Origin of the sequence: Billgrantia zhangzhouensis (assembly GCF_021404465.1) — a bacterium.
Lineage (GTDB): Bacteria > Pseudomonadota > Gammaproteobacteria > Pseudomonadales > Halomonadaceae > Halomonas > Halomonas zhangzhouensis.
On sequence record NZ_JABFTT010000007.1, the window covers coordinates 115,374 to 128,998 of the forward strand.

Genomic DNA, 13,625 nt, shown 5'->3' on the forward strand with positions numbered 1-13,625 from the left:
AGCCGCATGGCACGAAGGAGAGGAAACGGATGGCCGACTTGCCCGCTGCCTGTGCTAGGCATTTTCTACCACCCTACCTGCTAGAGCGCATCGCCAGCAGTGGCTCTTCCCGCCTGAGCGAATGCGCTCGGCATACCCTGCTGGTCGACGGTCGGTTTCGCGCCCGTGCGGGAGCCGTTGCCCTGCCGCAGGGTAGCGCCCGGCGCGGTGAGCCGGCTCGCTACGTGTATTCTGCCGAGCAGCGGCAGACCCTGCCGGGCACGCTGGTGAGGCGCGAAGGGGAGGGCGACAGCGGCGACCTGGCCGTCGACGAGGCCTATCGAGGCCTGGGAGCAACCTATCGGCTGTTCTGGGAGGCCTACGAGCGCCACTCCATCGACGATGACGGCATGGCGCTGCTGGCCACGGTGCACTATGGCCAGGATTACGAGAACGCCTTCTGGGACGGTCGCCAGATGGTGTTCGGCGATGGTGACGGCGAACTCTTCAATCGCTTCACCGTCGCGCTGGATATCGTTGCCCATGAATTGAGCCATGGGGTCATCCAGCACGAAGCCGCGCTGACCTACGCGGGGCAATCGGGGGCGCTGAACGAGTCGCTGTGCGACGTGTTCGGCAGCCTGGTCAAGCAGCGTGAGCTGGGACAGAGCGCCGACGAGGCGGACTGGCTGATCGGCGAGGGGCTGTTCACCGACCGGATCGCCGGCAGTGCCCTGCGCTCCATGGCGAAGCCGGGGAGCGCCTACGACGACCCGCTGCTGGGGCGCGACCCACAGCCCGGCCACATGGACGCTTTCGTGGTCACCGACGCGGACCATGGCGGGGTGCACATCAATTCGGGCATTCCCAATCGGGCCTTTCATCTTGTGGCCATGGCACTGGGGGGCCATGCCTGGGAGCGGGCCGGCCGGATCTGGTACGACACGCTGATCGACACCCGGCTCCGTCAGGACAGTGACTTCGTCACCTTTGCCAGCCTGACGTTGGACAACGCCGAGCGGCGCTTCGGGGCGGCGAGCACGGAAGCCGAGGCGGTGCGCGAAGGTTGGCGAGACGTGGGGGTGCTGCCATGAGCCAGCCGCCTCACCTGACTCGGGACAACGTGGTTCGGCTGCAACGTGAAGGGGGATTGGCTCACTTTCCCGGATTGGCGCGGCCACGCTGCATTGATTGTGCCCGCTGCAGCGAGGCACAGCGTGACGAGCTGTGGCGCTTGTTATCCTATGCGGAAGCCAACGCTGGTCAGGGCGGAGCACCGGGTGCCGATCGGCGACGCTTCTGCCTGCGCGTGGAGGATGCCAGCGGTGCTTCGATATGGAACGTGACGGTGGCCGAGGAAGTGGTGCCTCCGGGGCTGCTGGAGTGGTGGCGACGGGCCGATATCCAAGCGGAAAACGGCAGTGGGCCTTGACAAGCGTCGGCCATGCTGATTTTCTAGAGGGCATGAACACGACATTTTGCTACCTCAGCCTGAACCTACGACTACTAGCCGGCCTTTGAGCGTCGGGCGATGCGTCGCGCATCGCGTTTTTGTCCAGGTCAGTCGAGGTACCGAAATGTCAACCAACCGAATTGCTTCCCGCTACGTACGCCGTTTCACCGTGACCGTCATCGGTCACGAAGATCGTTTCGTCCATTGCCATGACGCCCCGGTATGCTTCACGCAGCCGGGGCGTCGTCGTTTCTGAACGCCACCTGTCCGAACCAGAGCCGCCAGTCCAGGGAGACCGCCACCATGATGCTCGACAACCCCACCGCCAAGTACCGCCCCTTCGTTGCCGTCGATCTGCCCGACCGCCAGTGGCCGAATCGCCGCATCGAGTCGCCGCCGCAGTGGTGCAGCGTGGACCTGCGCGACGGCAACCAGGCGCTGATCGACCCCATGGATCAGGAGCGCAAGCAGCGCTTCTTCGACTTGCTGGTGAAGATCGGTTTCAAGGAGATCGAGGTCGGCTTTCCCTCGGCGTCGCAGACCGACTTCGACTTCGTGCGCGCGTTGATCGAGCAGAACAAGGTGCCGGACGACGTCACCATCCAGGTGCTGACCCAGGCTCGGCCGCACCTGATCGAGCGCACCTTCGAGTCGCTGAAGGGGGCCAAGAATGCCATCGTGCACGTCTACAACGCCACCGATCCGGTGTTCCGCCGCGTGGTGTTCAATGTCAGCAAGGAGGAGTGCATCGGCATTGCCGTGGACGCCACCCGGCAGATTCGCGAGCTGATGGAGGCGGCGCCGGAAACCAACTGGACCTTCCAGTACTCACCGGAACTCTTCACTACCACCGAGATGGATTTCGCCAAGGAGGTGGTCGAGGCGGTAATGGAGGCCTATGGCGCCACGACCGAGAAGCCGATGATCGTCAACCTGCCGGCCACGGTGGAGGCGGCCACGCCCAACAACTACGCCGACCAGGTCGAATGGTTCTGTCGCAACGTGAAGCATCGCGATCGTCTGATCGTCAGCGTGCATCCCCACAACGACCGCGGCACTGGCGTGGCGGCAGCCGAGCTCACCGTGATGGCCGGCGCCGACCGTGTCGAGGGCACCCTGTTCGGTAACGGCGAGCGTACCGGCAACGTCGACATCGTCACCCTCGCCATGAACCTCTACACCCAGGGTGTCCATCCGAGGCTCGACTTCTCCAACATCACGCCGATCATGCGTGAGGTGGAGTACTGCAACCAACTGCCGGTACACCCGCGTCATCCCTACGTCGGCGATCTGGTCTTCACCGCCTTCTCCGGCTCCCATCAGGATGCGATCAAGAAGGGCATGGCCGAGCGTCGCGCCAATCCGGACGCCATGTGGGAGGTACCCTACCTGCCCATCGACCCGATGGATGTCGGTCGCAGCTACGAGGCGGTGATTCGCGTCAACAGCCAGTCGGGCAAGGGCGGGGTCTCCTACCTGCTCGAGCAGGAGCATGGTATCGAGTTGCCGCGCCGGCTCTCGATCGAGTTCAGCCAAGTGGTGCAGGAGGTGGCCGACCGTACGGGCAAGGAGATCACCTCGCAGATGATCTACCAGGCCTTCGCCGACGAGTACCTGACGCGTACCTCACCCTATGCCATGGTCAATCATCGCCTCTCTTCCGAGCCCGACAGCCCCCGGGTGAAGCTCGAGGCGACCATCGAGGAGCGCGGCGAGCGGCGTGCCATCGGCGGCGAGGGCAACGGCCCGCTGGCGGCCTTCATCAAGGCCCTGGCGGCGGCCGGTCATGACGTGGAGATCATCGACTACCACGAACACTCCCGCGGCCAGGGCGCCGATGCCGAGGCGATCGCCTACGTGGAGGTGCGCATCGACGGCAAGGCGGTGTTCGGCGTCGGTACCGACGAGAGCATCACCAGCGCCTCAATGAAAGCGGTGGTGAGCGCCATCAACCGCCACGTCTCCACCCAACCGGTGGCAGCCAATGTGACGGCCGCTAGCCTGGCATAAAGTCAGGCAATGCTCTCAAGCGCGCGGGCACCGCCTCGGCTTCGACTATCAACTCGAGTTCGCGGTGCTCAGAAATACTTGGGACGCGCGGGGTGGTGGCACCGGAGTCGGTGCCCATCACGATGCGAATTAGCTTTGTGTTGCTTTCAGGTGCGCAGCGGCTGATGCATCCAGGTGGTTCAAATCCGACGACACCGTGGCGAAGGTGAAGCCCTCGTTTAACCGCGAGTTTGCGATCTCACCGGCCATTGTGTGGATGCCTGCTGCTATACCGGCCTTGGCACAGGAGCGATGAATGCGGGCCAGTGCGTTCTCAAATACCTCCTTTTTCGCAGGATCAGCGGCGGTTTTGCCGCCCAGCGCCAGCATCAGGTCGGCGGGACCGACATAGACGCCATCGACACCGTCCAAGGCAGCAATCTCATCGATGCAGGCCAGGGCGGCGACGGTTTCGATCATGATGATGCAAGCAATCTCATTGTTCATGTCGGCACTGCGCGGGCCTGAACGGAGGCCTGCGCGCATTGGCCCATAGCTGCGATTGCCCGCCGGAGCATAGCGGCAGGAAGCTACCGCGCGACGGGCATCTTCCACTGTCTCGACCATCGGGACGATCACACCCTGTGCCCCGGCATCCAGCGCCATGCCGATCAGATGAGCGTCATTCGATGCCACCCTCACCAGTCCGGCACAGGTATTGCCACCCAGTGCCGCGCCAGCATCCACGGCCATCAGCCCGTTCAATAACGAATGTGGATCGTGAAATCCGTGCTGTGCATCGAAACAAACGTAATCCCATCCGTGGCGCGCAACACGCTCCTGTACGGCAGGCACGGGTATCTGCGTCCAATATCCCACGATCCTGTCGCGGTTACGCAGGCGCTTGGCAAAGTCACGATTCATATATTGGCTTCCGTTTCGGAGTTCACCCAGGCTTATCCTGGCCGCCCTCCCTTATGATCAGTAACACTATCAGTTGGATCGCTGTCATGTCAGGCAAAGAGGCGACTTAGCCACGCCCTCATTCGCAGTGCCAAGCGTGCCGACGACATTCCTCTCATGCCGGTACAAGACGCGGGCGTAGGGTGAAGCACCAGAGTAGAAGCGCCACGGCTGCAGCTACGCCGGTGTTCCATATCAGCGTGAGCGTTGGCGAGAGGATCAGCAGCAGGCTGATAGCCAGGAATACGCTACGTTCCAACCATGAAAGCTTGCCGTTCATCCAGCCCATCAGAAAAACCGCCCATGAGAATGTCGCCAGAAGCATGCCTGCCGCACCGACCGCGATCTGGAACGCCGTGCCCTGCCAAAGAACGTGCGGATCGTTGATAAAACCAAAGGGCACGAGGAAGATAACCAGCGAATAGGCAAAAGCCAGGAGACCGGTTTTGTTTGCGTCGGAATTGGCAATACCGGCGGCCGCATAGGAACACAGGGCAACCGGTGGGGTGACCATCGACAGAACACAGTAGTAAAGGACGAAAAGGTTGGCTGCCAAACGATCCACACCCAAATCCATCAGTGCGGGCACGAATACCAGAGAGCCGATGATATAGGCGGCCACTGTCGGCAGGCCCATGCCCATGATGATGCAGCCCAGGATGACCATCAGCAGCGAAAGATAAAGCTGTCCGGTGCCCGCATCTGATAGCAGGCTTACGAATTTTAGTGCAAGGTTTGACTGCGTTGCCACGACCATCACGATACCGACGGCCGCAAGAGGGACGGAAATCCACGCCATTTGCTTGGCCGTGTCCAGTATCGCGTCGAAAAGCTGGCTCAGGCTATAGCGGGTCGATTTGCGCAAAAATGGCACGACCAGTGCCGTTACCGTGCCCACCAGGGCCGCATAGGGAGCGGAGTAGCCGATGATCAGGCAAGTAATCATGGCGACGGGCGAGGCCAGCAGATGTGCTCGGGGCATGACGGGCGCGATCTCGAGCAGCTCAGCCGGGACATTGCCGATGCCGAAACGACGGGCGCGCAGATCGACGATGACGTAAAGGGCAAAGTAGAACGCCGCCGACGGTATCAGGGCGGCCGCTGCGATGGTGCCGTAGGGAGTACCCAGCAGGTCCGCCATGACAAAGGCCGCAACGCCCATGATGGGAGGCATGAGCTGCCCGCCGGTCGAAGCAATCGCCTCGGTCGCGGCGGCTTGATCCTTGGAATAGCCTGAGCTCCTCATGATCGGGATAGTTAGAACGCCTGTCGATGTGGTGTTGGCGATGGCCGAACCCGACACCATGCCGAAGAGCGCCGAGCCTACCAGCGACATCTTGGCCGCACCGCCTTTCAAGCGGGCGGTCATGCGCATGGCGAGGTCGATGAAAAGCGCGCCGCCGCCGGTAAAGGTAAAGACCGTACCGAACAGGACGAAATAGAACACGAAGTTGATCGCTGCCGTCGCCGTGACGCCGAAAATGCCGTCGGTTTTCATGCTGATCAGTTCGGTCATCGTCGGCAGCGTAAAGCCAGGGAATGCTATCCAACCGGGGAAGTAGTCCCCGAAATAGGCATAGGCGAGGAAGGCCAGCACCACCGTTAGGAGCGACCAGCCCACGGCACGGCGCACGGCCTCAAATATCAGAACCAGGCCGGCTATATGCAAGAACATGTCGAGTGGTAAAACGGGGTCGATCATCTCGAGGTGGCGTTCAAGTCGACGTATTTCGTTGTGGTAGATCCAGACGAAGGAAGCCGATAGCGCAATAGCGCCAAGGTCGATCAAGCGTCCCAGCCATCGAGCCGGGCCCGCACGCCAGTTAAGGGGGTTGAAGGCAAAGACCAGCGCCACGGCCATGTAAACGTGGAACGTCACCGCAGCGAGTGGTGATGCCGGGTTGAAGAAGTGCCGGAGCAGATAGATCACATAGGTAAAGGACAGCCCTATCTGGATAACACGCAACAGCATCGGGAAGGTAAGCAGATCGGACGGTTTCAAGACACGTACCCCGGAATTGATGGCCGTATTCATGACTACGCGCCGCCGCGAGAATCTGCGGCGGCGCCACGAAGGCTAAGGTCGACGAGTACTGGGCCTGCGCTTACTCGATCCAGCCGCGCTCACGATAGTAGCGGGCCGCACCAGGATGCAGCTCAAGTACTGACTGATCGGGTTGTGCGCCGGATTCAGGGTCCCAACCGGCCAGCGGCGGAAATGACTCGGCCAATTGATCGCGCGCCTCGACTAGCGCCGCGGTGATCTGGTAGGCGATCTCATCATCCATGTCGGTAGTGGCGATCAGAATGGTCGGCGTGTTCGAGGAAGTATAGTCGCCGTCCATGCCCGGATAGCTGCCGTCGGGCAGGGTGATGCGTGGAACGCCCACTGCGGTCATGTGGTCGAGCACGGTGTCGGACATGGGCGCAAAGACCAGATCGGTGGTCAGCGCTAATTCCTGCATGGTCGCCTGACCAAGCGGCGCATTTTCGATATACACGTCTGCGGTGCCGTCGCGCATCATCTGGGCGATCTGGGCGGTGCTGATCTGATTGATCGCGCCACGGTCGCGCATTTCGTCGAGGCTGGTACCGAGGGCCTCGAACATATGATCAGCGAGAATCGGCACCTGGGAGCCCGTAGGCTTAAGTACGAAGCGCGGTGGGTTGTCGGCGTTGACCATGTCATCGAATGTGGTCAGGCCCGTGCGCTCCACATAGGCACGGCGCGCGGTGATGGTGGTATAGGTGGCCTGTAGGCCGCCGACAAGGGCTCGTAGGTTTTCCGCAGCTCGGCCTTCGAACTCTTCTCCTATGCCGTCACGAGCCCAAAGAGCGGCGCTAGCGGTGGCAAAGCCCAGATCGGCTGACCCCTGACCCACGGCAAGCGGGTTCATCATGCCACCACCACGCGGCAGAACGTCGGCGGTCAGGTTGTATTCACCTTCGGATCGATCAATGATCTCGCCCATCGCTGAGCCGTAAGCATACCAACCGGTGCCAGGATCCTGTGAGATGAAGCGGATCGTCGTGTCCTGAGCCCAGGCGGCTAGCGGCAGGAGTAGGGATGAGGCGAGAAGTGCTCCGAGTGATTTACGTACTGTCATATAGATCTCCGGCTTTTTATTGTGCAGCGCATGGTGTGCTAAGGGGTAATGCGTAGAAGACTGTCGCCAACCTAGCGTTTCTTCTGCTCTGGCCCTCTGTGCGGGTATAAAATGATCGAAACGATCAGTTTGTGCATTTATACTTTTGTCGCACACGCTAAAGACTTTTGTGCATTATTACCAATAATAACAATGTGTTGTGGTTATTTCTTGGTGTCTGCTTCGGCCATTTTTCACGATTCGCTTGCGATATTTTTTTGAATCAGTCATTTTTTTGTGATCGATTTGGTCGAAAAATGCTAAGGAGTTGACGCCATGACGCTATTTAGAGGCATTATCCCCGCCTTGATTACTCCAATGAACGACCGTCAGGCGGTGGATGAAGCCGCGCTGCGTATGTTGGTGGATACCCTGATCGACAAAGGTGTTCATGGGCTTTTTGCCCTGGGTACCAATGGCGAGTTCTTTGCGTTAAGCGATGACGAGAAGCTGAAGGTCGCGCAGATCGTCGTTGATCAGGCCCGAGGCCGCGTGCCGGTCATTGCAGGTACCGGGGCATTTACCACCCGGGACGTGATCGACATGAATGCCAGGATGGAGCAGGTCGGCGTTGACGCCTGTTCGATCATCACGCCTTACTTCAACGCGGTTTCCCAGCGTGAACTGGTGGTTCACTACACGGCGATTGCCGAGCGGGCGTCGCTGCCCTTTATGCTTTACAACATCCCGGCCAAAACCGGTGGCACGATCACCGTGGATAGCGTCGCCGAACTCTCCCACCTGCCCATGGTGCAAGGCATCAAGGATAGCGGTGGGGATTTTGACCGGTTGACGCAACTCATTGGCTTGAAGCGCGATGACTTTGCTGTCTTCACCGGTACTGACTCGCTCATTCTTTGGGGGCTGTTGGCCGGTGCCGATGGTGCTGTGGCGGCCACCACCAATGCCGTGCCCGACACGGTGATGACCATCTATAACGCCTTCCAAGCAGGCGATATGGAAACGGCTCGTGAAGCCCAGGAAAAACTTCGTGTGCTGCGGACTGCCTTCGGTATGGCCACCATGCCGGTGGTATTGAAAGCGGCAGCCGAGCTGATGGGCATGCCCGCTGGTCCCACCCGTGCCCCTGCGCTACCGCTCAGTGAGCAGCAGCGTCAGCAGCTCGATGAATTGATGCAGGTCTATCGCTAATGACGGGGGCGTCAACGAAACCTTTAGCCAACACGGCGCGGCTCGTTATCCTGGCTGATGACCTATCCGGGGCGGCCGACTGCGCGGTGAGCTACGCCAAAAGCGGTTTGACCACCGCCATCGAGCTTACCCTGCAAAGCAACGCAGACGCGCAGGTGGTGGTTTTTGATACCGACTCTCGTCATTTGGCGCCTACCGAGGCCGCGGCGTTGAATATGGAGACCTGGCGCGCAGTGCGTAGCCCTCATCTTCGGCTTTATAAAAAAATCGACTCGACACTGCGCGGCAACTGGGCGGAGGAAGTCGCTGCGCTGATTTTGGATGCGGGAATGGCGATAGTGGCGCCGGCCATGCCGGCGATGAAGCGCTTTACCCGAGATGCGCGACAGTACATCGACCAAACCCCCGTCGAACAGACGCCGGTGTGGGGCAACGAGGGGTGCCGTGGCAGGGCTTCGCTGAACGATATGCTTAGCGAGGCGGGCGTTAGCGTTGCCCACTTGTCCTTGGCCATGCTGCGCCAGTCATCACCGGAAGCGCTTGGTCGTGTCCTTTTAGAGCATCAACGCAACCAAGTGGGAGCGGTGGTGTGCGACGCCGAGACCGATGCGGATCTTGAGCGCCTCGCCCAGGCAACGTATCGCCTCGATGTCATCTTCTGGGCAGGCTCGGCAGGGCTTGCCAAAGCGCTTTGCCCCTATCTTCACCGTGAAGTAGCTACGGCGCTGCTGCCGCCCATCGCGGTAGAGGGGCCGGTATTAATGGTGGTGGGTAGCATGTCGCCTATTTCACACCGCCAGATTGATTACCTTTTACAGCAACGTTGTAAAGAGATTGAGCATTTTCAAATAAATATCGCCGAATTGCTGGCCTCCTGTGAAGTGCCTGCAGCGTTGACAAGGGCGCAGCAGGCGCTCGAGGCGGGGCATGACGTACTCGTGACCTTGGCCCAGCAAACCCCGGACTTCTCCATTGATGGCTATGCACTATCGCAGCGCTTGGCCAGCCACCTGGGTGGCCATCTGGGCCGGCTTGGCGCGCTGGTAGCGACGGGAGGAGAAACGGCCAAGGCGCTACTCAGCGCGGCCGGTGTCGAGCAGTTGCGCCTCATGGGCGAGCTTGAGCCGGGGGTGGCGCTCTCGGTTAGTGGCCAAGGCATGCCGGTAGTGACCAAGGCCGGCGCCTTTGGTAACGAGGCAACACTGCATGAGACCTGGCGCACCTTGGTCAGTAAGCGCACATCCAGTTCATGTCGTTGTTGAGCTTCGCTTGGCTCTTCAACCTACTTACTTCGGAGTAACGACACCAATGAGCTACCTTCCTGTTGTTGGCATCACCATGGGCGATGCCGCCGGCATCGGCCCTGAAGTCATCATGAAGGCGCTTGCCCATGACAGCGTATACAACACCTGTCGGCCGCTGGTCATCGGCGACGCGGGCTGGTTGAAAAAGGCGGGTCAGATCGTAAATAGCCGGTTGATCCTGAACGTGATCAACGATGTCTGCGCGGCAAAATTCAGGCCGGGAACGCTGGACTGCATCGATCTTGGATTGATTCCCGACGATCTTGTGTTTGGCCAGGTATCCCCGGTCGCCGGTGATGCAGCTTATCAGTTCATCGCGCACACCGTTGAGTTGACCCACAAGGGTGAGCTCGATGCCATTTGCACGGCGCCACTGAACAAGGAGGCGCTACACGCCGGTGGGCATATCTTTCCGGGGCATACGGAAATGCTGGCCCATCTGACCGGTATCGAGGAAGTCTCGATGATGTTGGTGGCGCCCAATCTTCGCGTGATTCATGTCACCACCCATGTCGGGCTTTTGGACGCCATTCGTCGTATCGAGCCGGGGCTTGTCAAACGTACCATCGAACGTGCCCATGAAACGCTTACACGCGCGGGTATCGACAACCCACGCATCGGCGTTTGTGGCATTAACCCTCATGCCGGTGAAAACGGCCTGTTCGGCTATGGTGAGGAAGAAGAGAAGATCGTTCCCGCGATTGAAGAGCTCACCACGCGTGGATGGGACATCCAAGGTCCGCTTCCCGCCGATACGCTGTTCTTTCGCGCGGGCCGAGGCGACTTTGACGTGGTGGTGGCGATGTACCACGACCAGGGCCACGGCCCGGTCAAGGTGATGGGGCTGGAGGCCGGGGTTAACGTGACCGTGGGGCTACCGGTTATTCGCACCTCGGTGGATCATGGCACGGCGTTTGATATCGCCGGCAAGGGAATTGCTGATGAGCGCAGCTTGCTTGAAGCGCTCAAACAGGCCGTTGATCTCGCCAATCGTCGTGAAGAGCCCTCTACATCAAGCACTCGCAAGGAGAACGTATAATGAAACGTATCGGTTTTATCGGCTTGGGACTAATGGGTGCCAATATTGCCCGTAATATCATGCAAGGTGGCTACCCGATGTCCGTCTTTGATCCGCGCCAGGAGAGCATCGCGCCGCTTCTGGAGCAGGGTGCCCAGGCGGTGGATTCGCCGAAGGCGCTGGCGGAGAACTCCGACATCGTATTTATCTGCGTACCCGGTGCGCCGCAGGTCGAGACGATCGTCGAAGGCGAGCAGGGGTTGGCTTTGGGTGCTCACGATGGGCTTGTCATTGTCGACTGCTCAACGTCCGACCCGACCCTGACCCGGCGCTTGAATGAAACGCTCGCTACCAAGGGTGTTACCTTCATGGACGCTGCCCTGGGCGGTACGCCTACCCAAGCGGAATCTGGAGAGCTTCAGGCGATTGTGGGGGCCGATGCAGCCACGCTTGAAACCGTGCGTCCGGTGTTGGAATGCTGGGCGGGAAAAATTCTGCATGTAGGCCCGGTCGGCGCTGGCCATACCATGAAACTGCTCAATCAGTTTTTGGCCATGGGCTACGGTGCGATTTATTCTGAAGCGCTTACCATTGGTGCCAAGGCGGGCGTGACCCCGGCGGTATTTGATAGCGTCATTCGTGGCAGCCGCATGGATAGTGGTTTCTACCAGACGTTTTTCCAGTACGTGCTGGAGCGCGATCGTGATGCGCACCGTTTTTCGCTGGCTAATGCTGGCAAGGATATTCGCTATGTGGCCAACCTGGCGGATGATCTTGACGTTCAGGCGGGGGTTGCCCATGCCATCAAGGAACTGTACGCAAGCGCGCTTGATGAAGGCGCCGGTGAACGCTTTGTGCCCGAACTTTCCGATATCGTTGGCAAGCGTCACGGCGTCTCTTTCTCATCCCGATAACGGGTATTCGGCACCGTTTTAAGGAGTCTCAATGAAAGTCGCCAGACGCCGTCAGGCCATGCTTGAGGCGGTATTGAGCGGGATCTCCGATGTCGAGGCCTTGCGCGAGCGTTTTAATGTCTCCGAGGCGACGATCAGGCGCGATCTGTCGGCCTTGGCGGACGAAGGGCTGATCGTACGGACATACGGCGGGGCGGCGGCGATCATCGGCAAGCGGGAACCCGAACTGTCCCTGGCCCAGCGCCAGCATGAGCAGGAAGCGGTCAAGGCGCGACTGGCCCGGGCGGCCCTGGAGCACGTGGAGAACGGCGACACCCTGCTGCTGGACGGTGGCTCGACCACCGCGGAGCTGGCCAAGCTGCTGGGCCAACGCCGCGACCTGCATATCTTCACCAATAACCTGGCGGCGTTGCCGGCGCTGGCGGCACTGAACCACAGCAAGGTCACCCTGCTGGGCGGTGACCTGCGCCCCGCCGGGATGACCACCTACGGTGTGGCAGCTCAGGCTGCCTTGGAGCGCCTGTCCGCCGACAAGCTGTTCCTGAGTGCCGATGGGGTCGTCGCCGATCTCGGCCTGTGCGAAGCCAGCGCCGAGCAAGCCTATCTCAAGGAGATGATGATCCGGCGTGCCTCGGAGGTGATCGTGATGGCGGACGCGACCAAACTGGGCCGTGCGCGCCAGCAGCACTGGACGCCCCTGCTGAGCCACTGGACGCTAATCACCGATGATCAAGCCCCCGATGGCATGCTGCAGGCCTTTCGTCAGCGCCGCGGGGTCACGTTGGAAGTGGTGCCTACCGACTCGCGGCTGGCGCTGGTCTAGGAGACGGCTCGATGCGGATCCTCTTGAGTGGATGCAGTTCCGGAATTGGGCTGGCCACAGCCCGGCACTTGCTCGCACAAGGGCACGAGGTCATGGGCGTCTCGCGACGAGAGCCGCCTTGTCAATCGGCAAGGTTTCGCTGGCTGAAAGCCGATCTCGGCGCGCTCGATACGGCGTCGGTCTGGCTAACCGAAGGGAGCGCTGTCGACGCCTTCGTGCATGCCGCCGGGGTCATGTACAGCGGCCTGATCGAGAACTACGACGACGCCTTGGCCGCGCGGATGTGGGCCTTGCATGTGGCAGCTCCTTCCCGGTTGCTCAAGGCATTGCGTGACGCCCAAGCGCCGCTGAAACGGATCGTGCTGATAGGTAGCCGCACCCAGCAGGGTGCCGTCGGCAAGAGTGTCTATGCGGCCTCCAAGGCCGCCCAGCAAGGCCTGATCCGTTCCTGGGCGCTGGAGCTTATGGCCTCGGGAGTGACGGTCAACCTCGTCGCGCCCGGGGCGACGAGAACGCCGATGTTGGAGGATCCCGCCAGGGCCGGTGTGGCACCCAAGCTGCCTCCCATGGGGCGGTTCATCGAGCCTGAGGAGATCGCCGCCAGCGTGGCCTTTCTGCTCGGCGACGAGGCCCGCTCGATCACCGGGCAGACGCTGACCGTTTGCGCCGGCGCTTCGTTGTGAGGTTGTCCTTGTTCGCGAGCACCATGCTGTCGTGTCAGATCTCTTCTTGCGCGGCGGGAGGTCTGGGTCTGGAAGTCCGCCAAGCAGGCGATGCCCAGACCCGCTTCCGCCATGTTGAGCAGGGCCTCGCTGCTGGTGGAGGAGAGGGTTCGGGATAATCGCGACATCCTGGCCATCCAGCGGCCAGTGATTGAGGTGAGA

Annotated in this window: 13 protein-coding genes; 10 read left to right on the plus strand and 3 right to left on the minus strand. The window is 60.8% G+C overall.

All coding sequences use genetic code 11. From position 1 onward, the window contains the following. The first annotated feature begins 29 nt into the window (after nucleotides 1-29). The 4 genes from HOP51_RS10690 to leuA all read left to right on the plus strand — a co-directional run bounded on the left by HOP51_RS10690 (nucleotide 30) and on the right by leuA (nucleotide 3,442). Nucleotides 30-1,073: a M4 family metallopeptidase gene (locus tag HOP51_RS10690; RefSeq protein WP_234273897.1), complete on the plus strand. Its 1,044-nt coding sequence runs from the start codon at nucleotides 30-32 to the stop codon at nucleotides 1,071-1,073. Beyond that, a complete protein-coding gene (locus tag HOP51_RS10695) occupies nucleotides 1,070-1,411 on the plus strand; it encodes a protealysin inhibitor emfourin (RefSeq protein WP_234273898.1) in 342 nt (113 codons plus the stop codon). The genes HOP51_RS10690 and HOP51_RS10695 overlap by 4 nt, the downstream gene beginning before the upstream one ends. A 145-nt stretch (nucleotides 1,412-1,556) precedes the next feature. Further along, a complete protein-coding gene (locus tag HOP51_RS20910; protein WP_267957699.1) occupies nucleotides 1,557-1,688 on the plus strand; it encodes a hypothetical protein in 132 nt (43 codons plus the stop codon). 47 nt (nucleotides 1,689-1,735) lie between these two features. After that, complete coding sequence (leuA, locus tag HOP51_RS10700) at nucleotides 1,736-3,442, plus strand: 2-isopropylmalate synthase (RefSeq protein ID WP_234273899.1); 1,707 nt, start codon at nucleotides 1,736-1,738, stop codon at nucleotides 3,440-3,442. Nucleotides 3,443-3,571: 129 nt separating this feature from the next. On the opposite strand, the gene HOP51_RS10705 is transcribed toward leuA, so the two are convergent. From HOP51_RS10705 to HOP51_RS10715, 3 genes are all read right to left on the minus strand, one after another. Beyond that, nucleotides 3,572-4,345 carry an HpcH/HpaI aldolase family protein gene (locus HOP51_RS10705; RefSeq protein WP_234273900.1) on the minus strand — a complete coding sequence of 258 codons (774 nt, stop codon included), beginning with the start codon at nucleotides 4,343-4,345 and terminating at the stop codon, nucleotides 3,572-3,574. Between the two features lie 154 nt (nucleotides 4,346-4,499). Beyond that, complete coding sequence (locus tag HOP51_RS10710; protein ID WP_234273901.1) at nucleotides 4,500-6,419, minus strand: TRAP transporter permease; 1,920 nt, start codon at nucleotides 6,417-6,419, stop codon at nucleotides 4,500-4,502. A gap of 70 nt (nucleotides 6,420-6,489) precedes the next feature. After that, a complete protein-coding gene (locus HOP51_RS10715) occupies nucleotides 6,490-7,491 on the minus strand; it encodes a TAXI family TRAP transporter solute-binding subunit (protein ID WP_234273902.1) in 1,002 nt (333 codons plus the stop codon). Nucleotides 7,492-7,806: 315 nt separating this feature from the next. Here HOP51_RS10715 and dapA point away from each other — a divergent pair, with 315 nt between their 5' ends. From dapA to HOP51_RS10745, 6 genes are read left to right on the plus strand one after another with little or no spacing between them, the layout of a single operon-like run. Continuing rightward, a complete protein-coding gene (gene dapA, locus HOP51_RS10720) occupies nucleotides 7,807-8,682 on the plus strand; it encodes a 4-hydroxy-tetrahydrodipicolinate synthase (RefSeq protein WP_234273903.1) in 876 nt (291 codons plus the stop codon). Then, the gene (locus HOP51_RS10725; protein WP_267957700.1) at nucleotides 8,682-9,944 is read left to right on the plus strand and encodes a four-carbon acid sugar kinase family protein; all 1,263 of its coding nucleotides are present in this window, start codon (nucleotides 8,682-8,684) and stop codon (nucleotides 9,942-9,944) included. Before dapA ends, HOP51_RS10725 begins: the two co-directional genes overlap by 1 nt. Nucleotides 9,945-9,990: 46 nt before the next feature. Further along, nucleotides 9,991-11,025 carry a 4-hydroxythreonine-4-phosphate dehydrogenase PdxA gene (pdxA, locus tag HOP51_RS10730; RefSeq protein WP_234273905.1) on the plus strand — a complete coding sequence of 345 codons (1,035 nt, stop codon included), beginning with the start codon at nucleotides 9,991-9,993 and terminating at the stop codon, nucleotides 11,023-11,025. Beyond that, on the plus strand, nucleotides 11,025-11,918 hold the full coding sequence (locus HOP51_RS10735; protein WP_234273906.1) for an NAD(P)-dependent oxidoreductase: 894 nt from the start codon (nucleotides 11,025-11,027) through the stop codon (nucleotides 11,916-11,918). Before pdxA ends, HOP51_RS10735 begins: the two co-directional genes overlap by 1 nt. 31 nt (nucleotides 11,919-11,949) lie before the next feature. Further along, nucleotides 11,950-12,741 (plus strand): DeoR/GlpR family DNA-binding transcription regulator, encoded by a 792-nt coding sequence (locus HOP51_RS10740; protein ID WP_234273907.1) that lies wholly within the window; start codon nucleotides 11,950-11,952, stop codon nucleotides 12,739-12,741. A gap of 11 nt (nucleotides 12,742-12,752) precedes the next feature. Further along, on the plus strand, nucleotides 12,753-13,424 hold the full coding sequence (locus HOP51_RS10745) for an SDR family oxidoreductase (RefSeq protein WP_234273908.1): 672 nt from the start codon (nucleotides 12,753-12,755) through the stop codon (nucleotides 13,422-13,424). Nucleotides 13,425-13,625 lie beyond the last annotated feature (201 nt).

Bases quoted from the DNA above. Each gene is read 5' to 3' on its own strand.
- HOP51_RS10690 (WP_234273897.1), top strand. From the start codon at position 30: ATGGCCGACTTGCCCGCTGCCTGTGCTAGGCATTTTCTACCACCCTAC.
- HOP51_RS10695 (WP_234273898.1), top strand. From the start codon at position 1,070: ATGAGCCAGCCGCCTCACCTGACTCGGGACAACGTGGTTCGGCTGCAA.
- HOP51_RS20910 (WP_267957699.1), top strand. From the start codon at position 1,557: ATGTCAACCAACCGAATTGCTTCCCGCTACGTACGCCGTTTCACCGTG.
- leuA (WP_234273899.1), top strand. From the start codon at position 1,736: ATGATGCTCGACAACCCCACCGCCAAGTACCGCCCCTTCGTTGCCGTC.
- HOP51_RS10705 (WP_234273900.1), bottom strand. From the start codon at position 4,345: ATGAATCGTGACTTTGCCAAGCGCCTGCGTAACCGCGACAGGATCGTG.
- HOP51_RS10710 (WP_234273901.1), bottom strand. From the start codon at position 6,419: ATGAATACGGCCATCAATTCCGGGGTACGTGTCTTGAAACCGTCCGAT.
- HOP51_RS10715 (WP_234273902.1), bottom strand. From the start codon at position 7,491: ATGACAGTACGTAAATCACTCGGAGCACTTCTCGCCTCATCCCTACTC.
- dapA (WP_234273903.1), top strand. From the start codon at position 7,807: ATGACGCTATTTAGAGGCATTATCCCCGCCTTGATTACTCCAATGAAC.
- HOP51_RS10725 (WP_267957700.1), top strand. From the start codon at position 8,682: ATGACGGGGGCGTCAACGAAACCTTTAGCCAACACGGCGCGGCTCGTT.
- pdxA (WP_234273905.1), top strand. From the start codon at position 9,991: ATGAGCTACCTTCCTGTTGTTGGCATCACCATGGGCGATGCCGCCGGC.
- HOP51_RS10735 (WP_234273906.1), top strand. From the start codon at position 11,025: ATGAAACGTATCGGTTTTATCGGCTTGGGACTAATGGGTGCCAATATT.
- HOP51_RS10740 (WP_234273907.1), top strand. From the start codon at position 11,950: ATGAAAGTCGCCAGACGCCGTCAGGCCATGCTTGAGGCGGTATTGAGC.
- HOP51_RS10745 (WP_234273908.1), top strand. From the start codon at position 12,753: ATGCGGATCCTCTTGAGTGGATGCAGTTCCGGAATTGGGCTGGCCACA.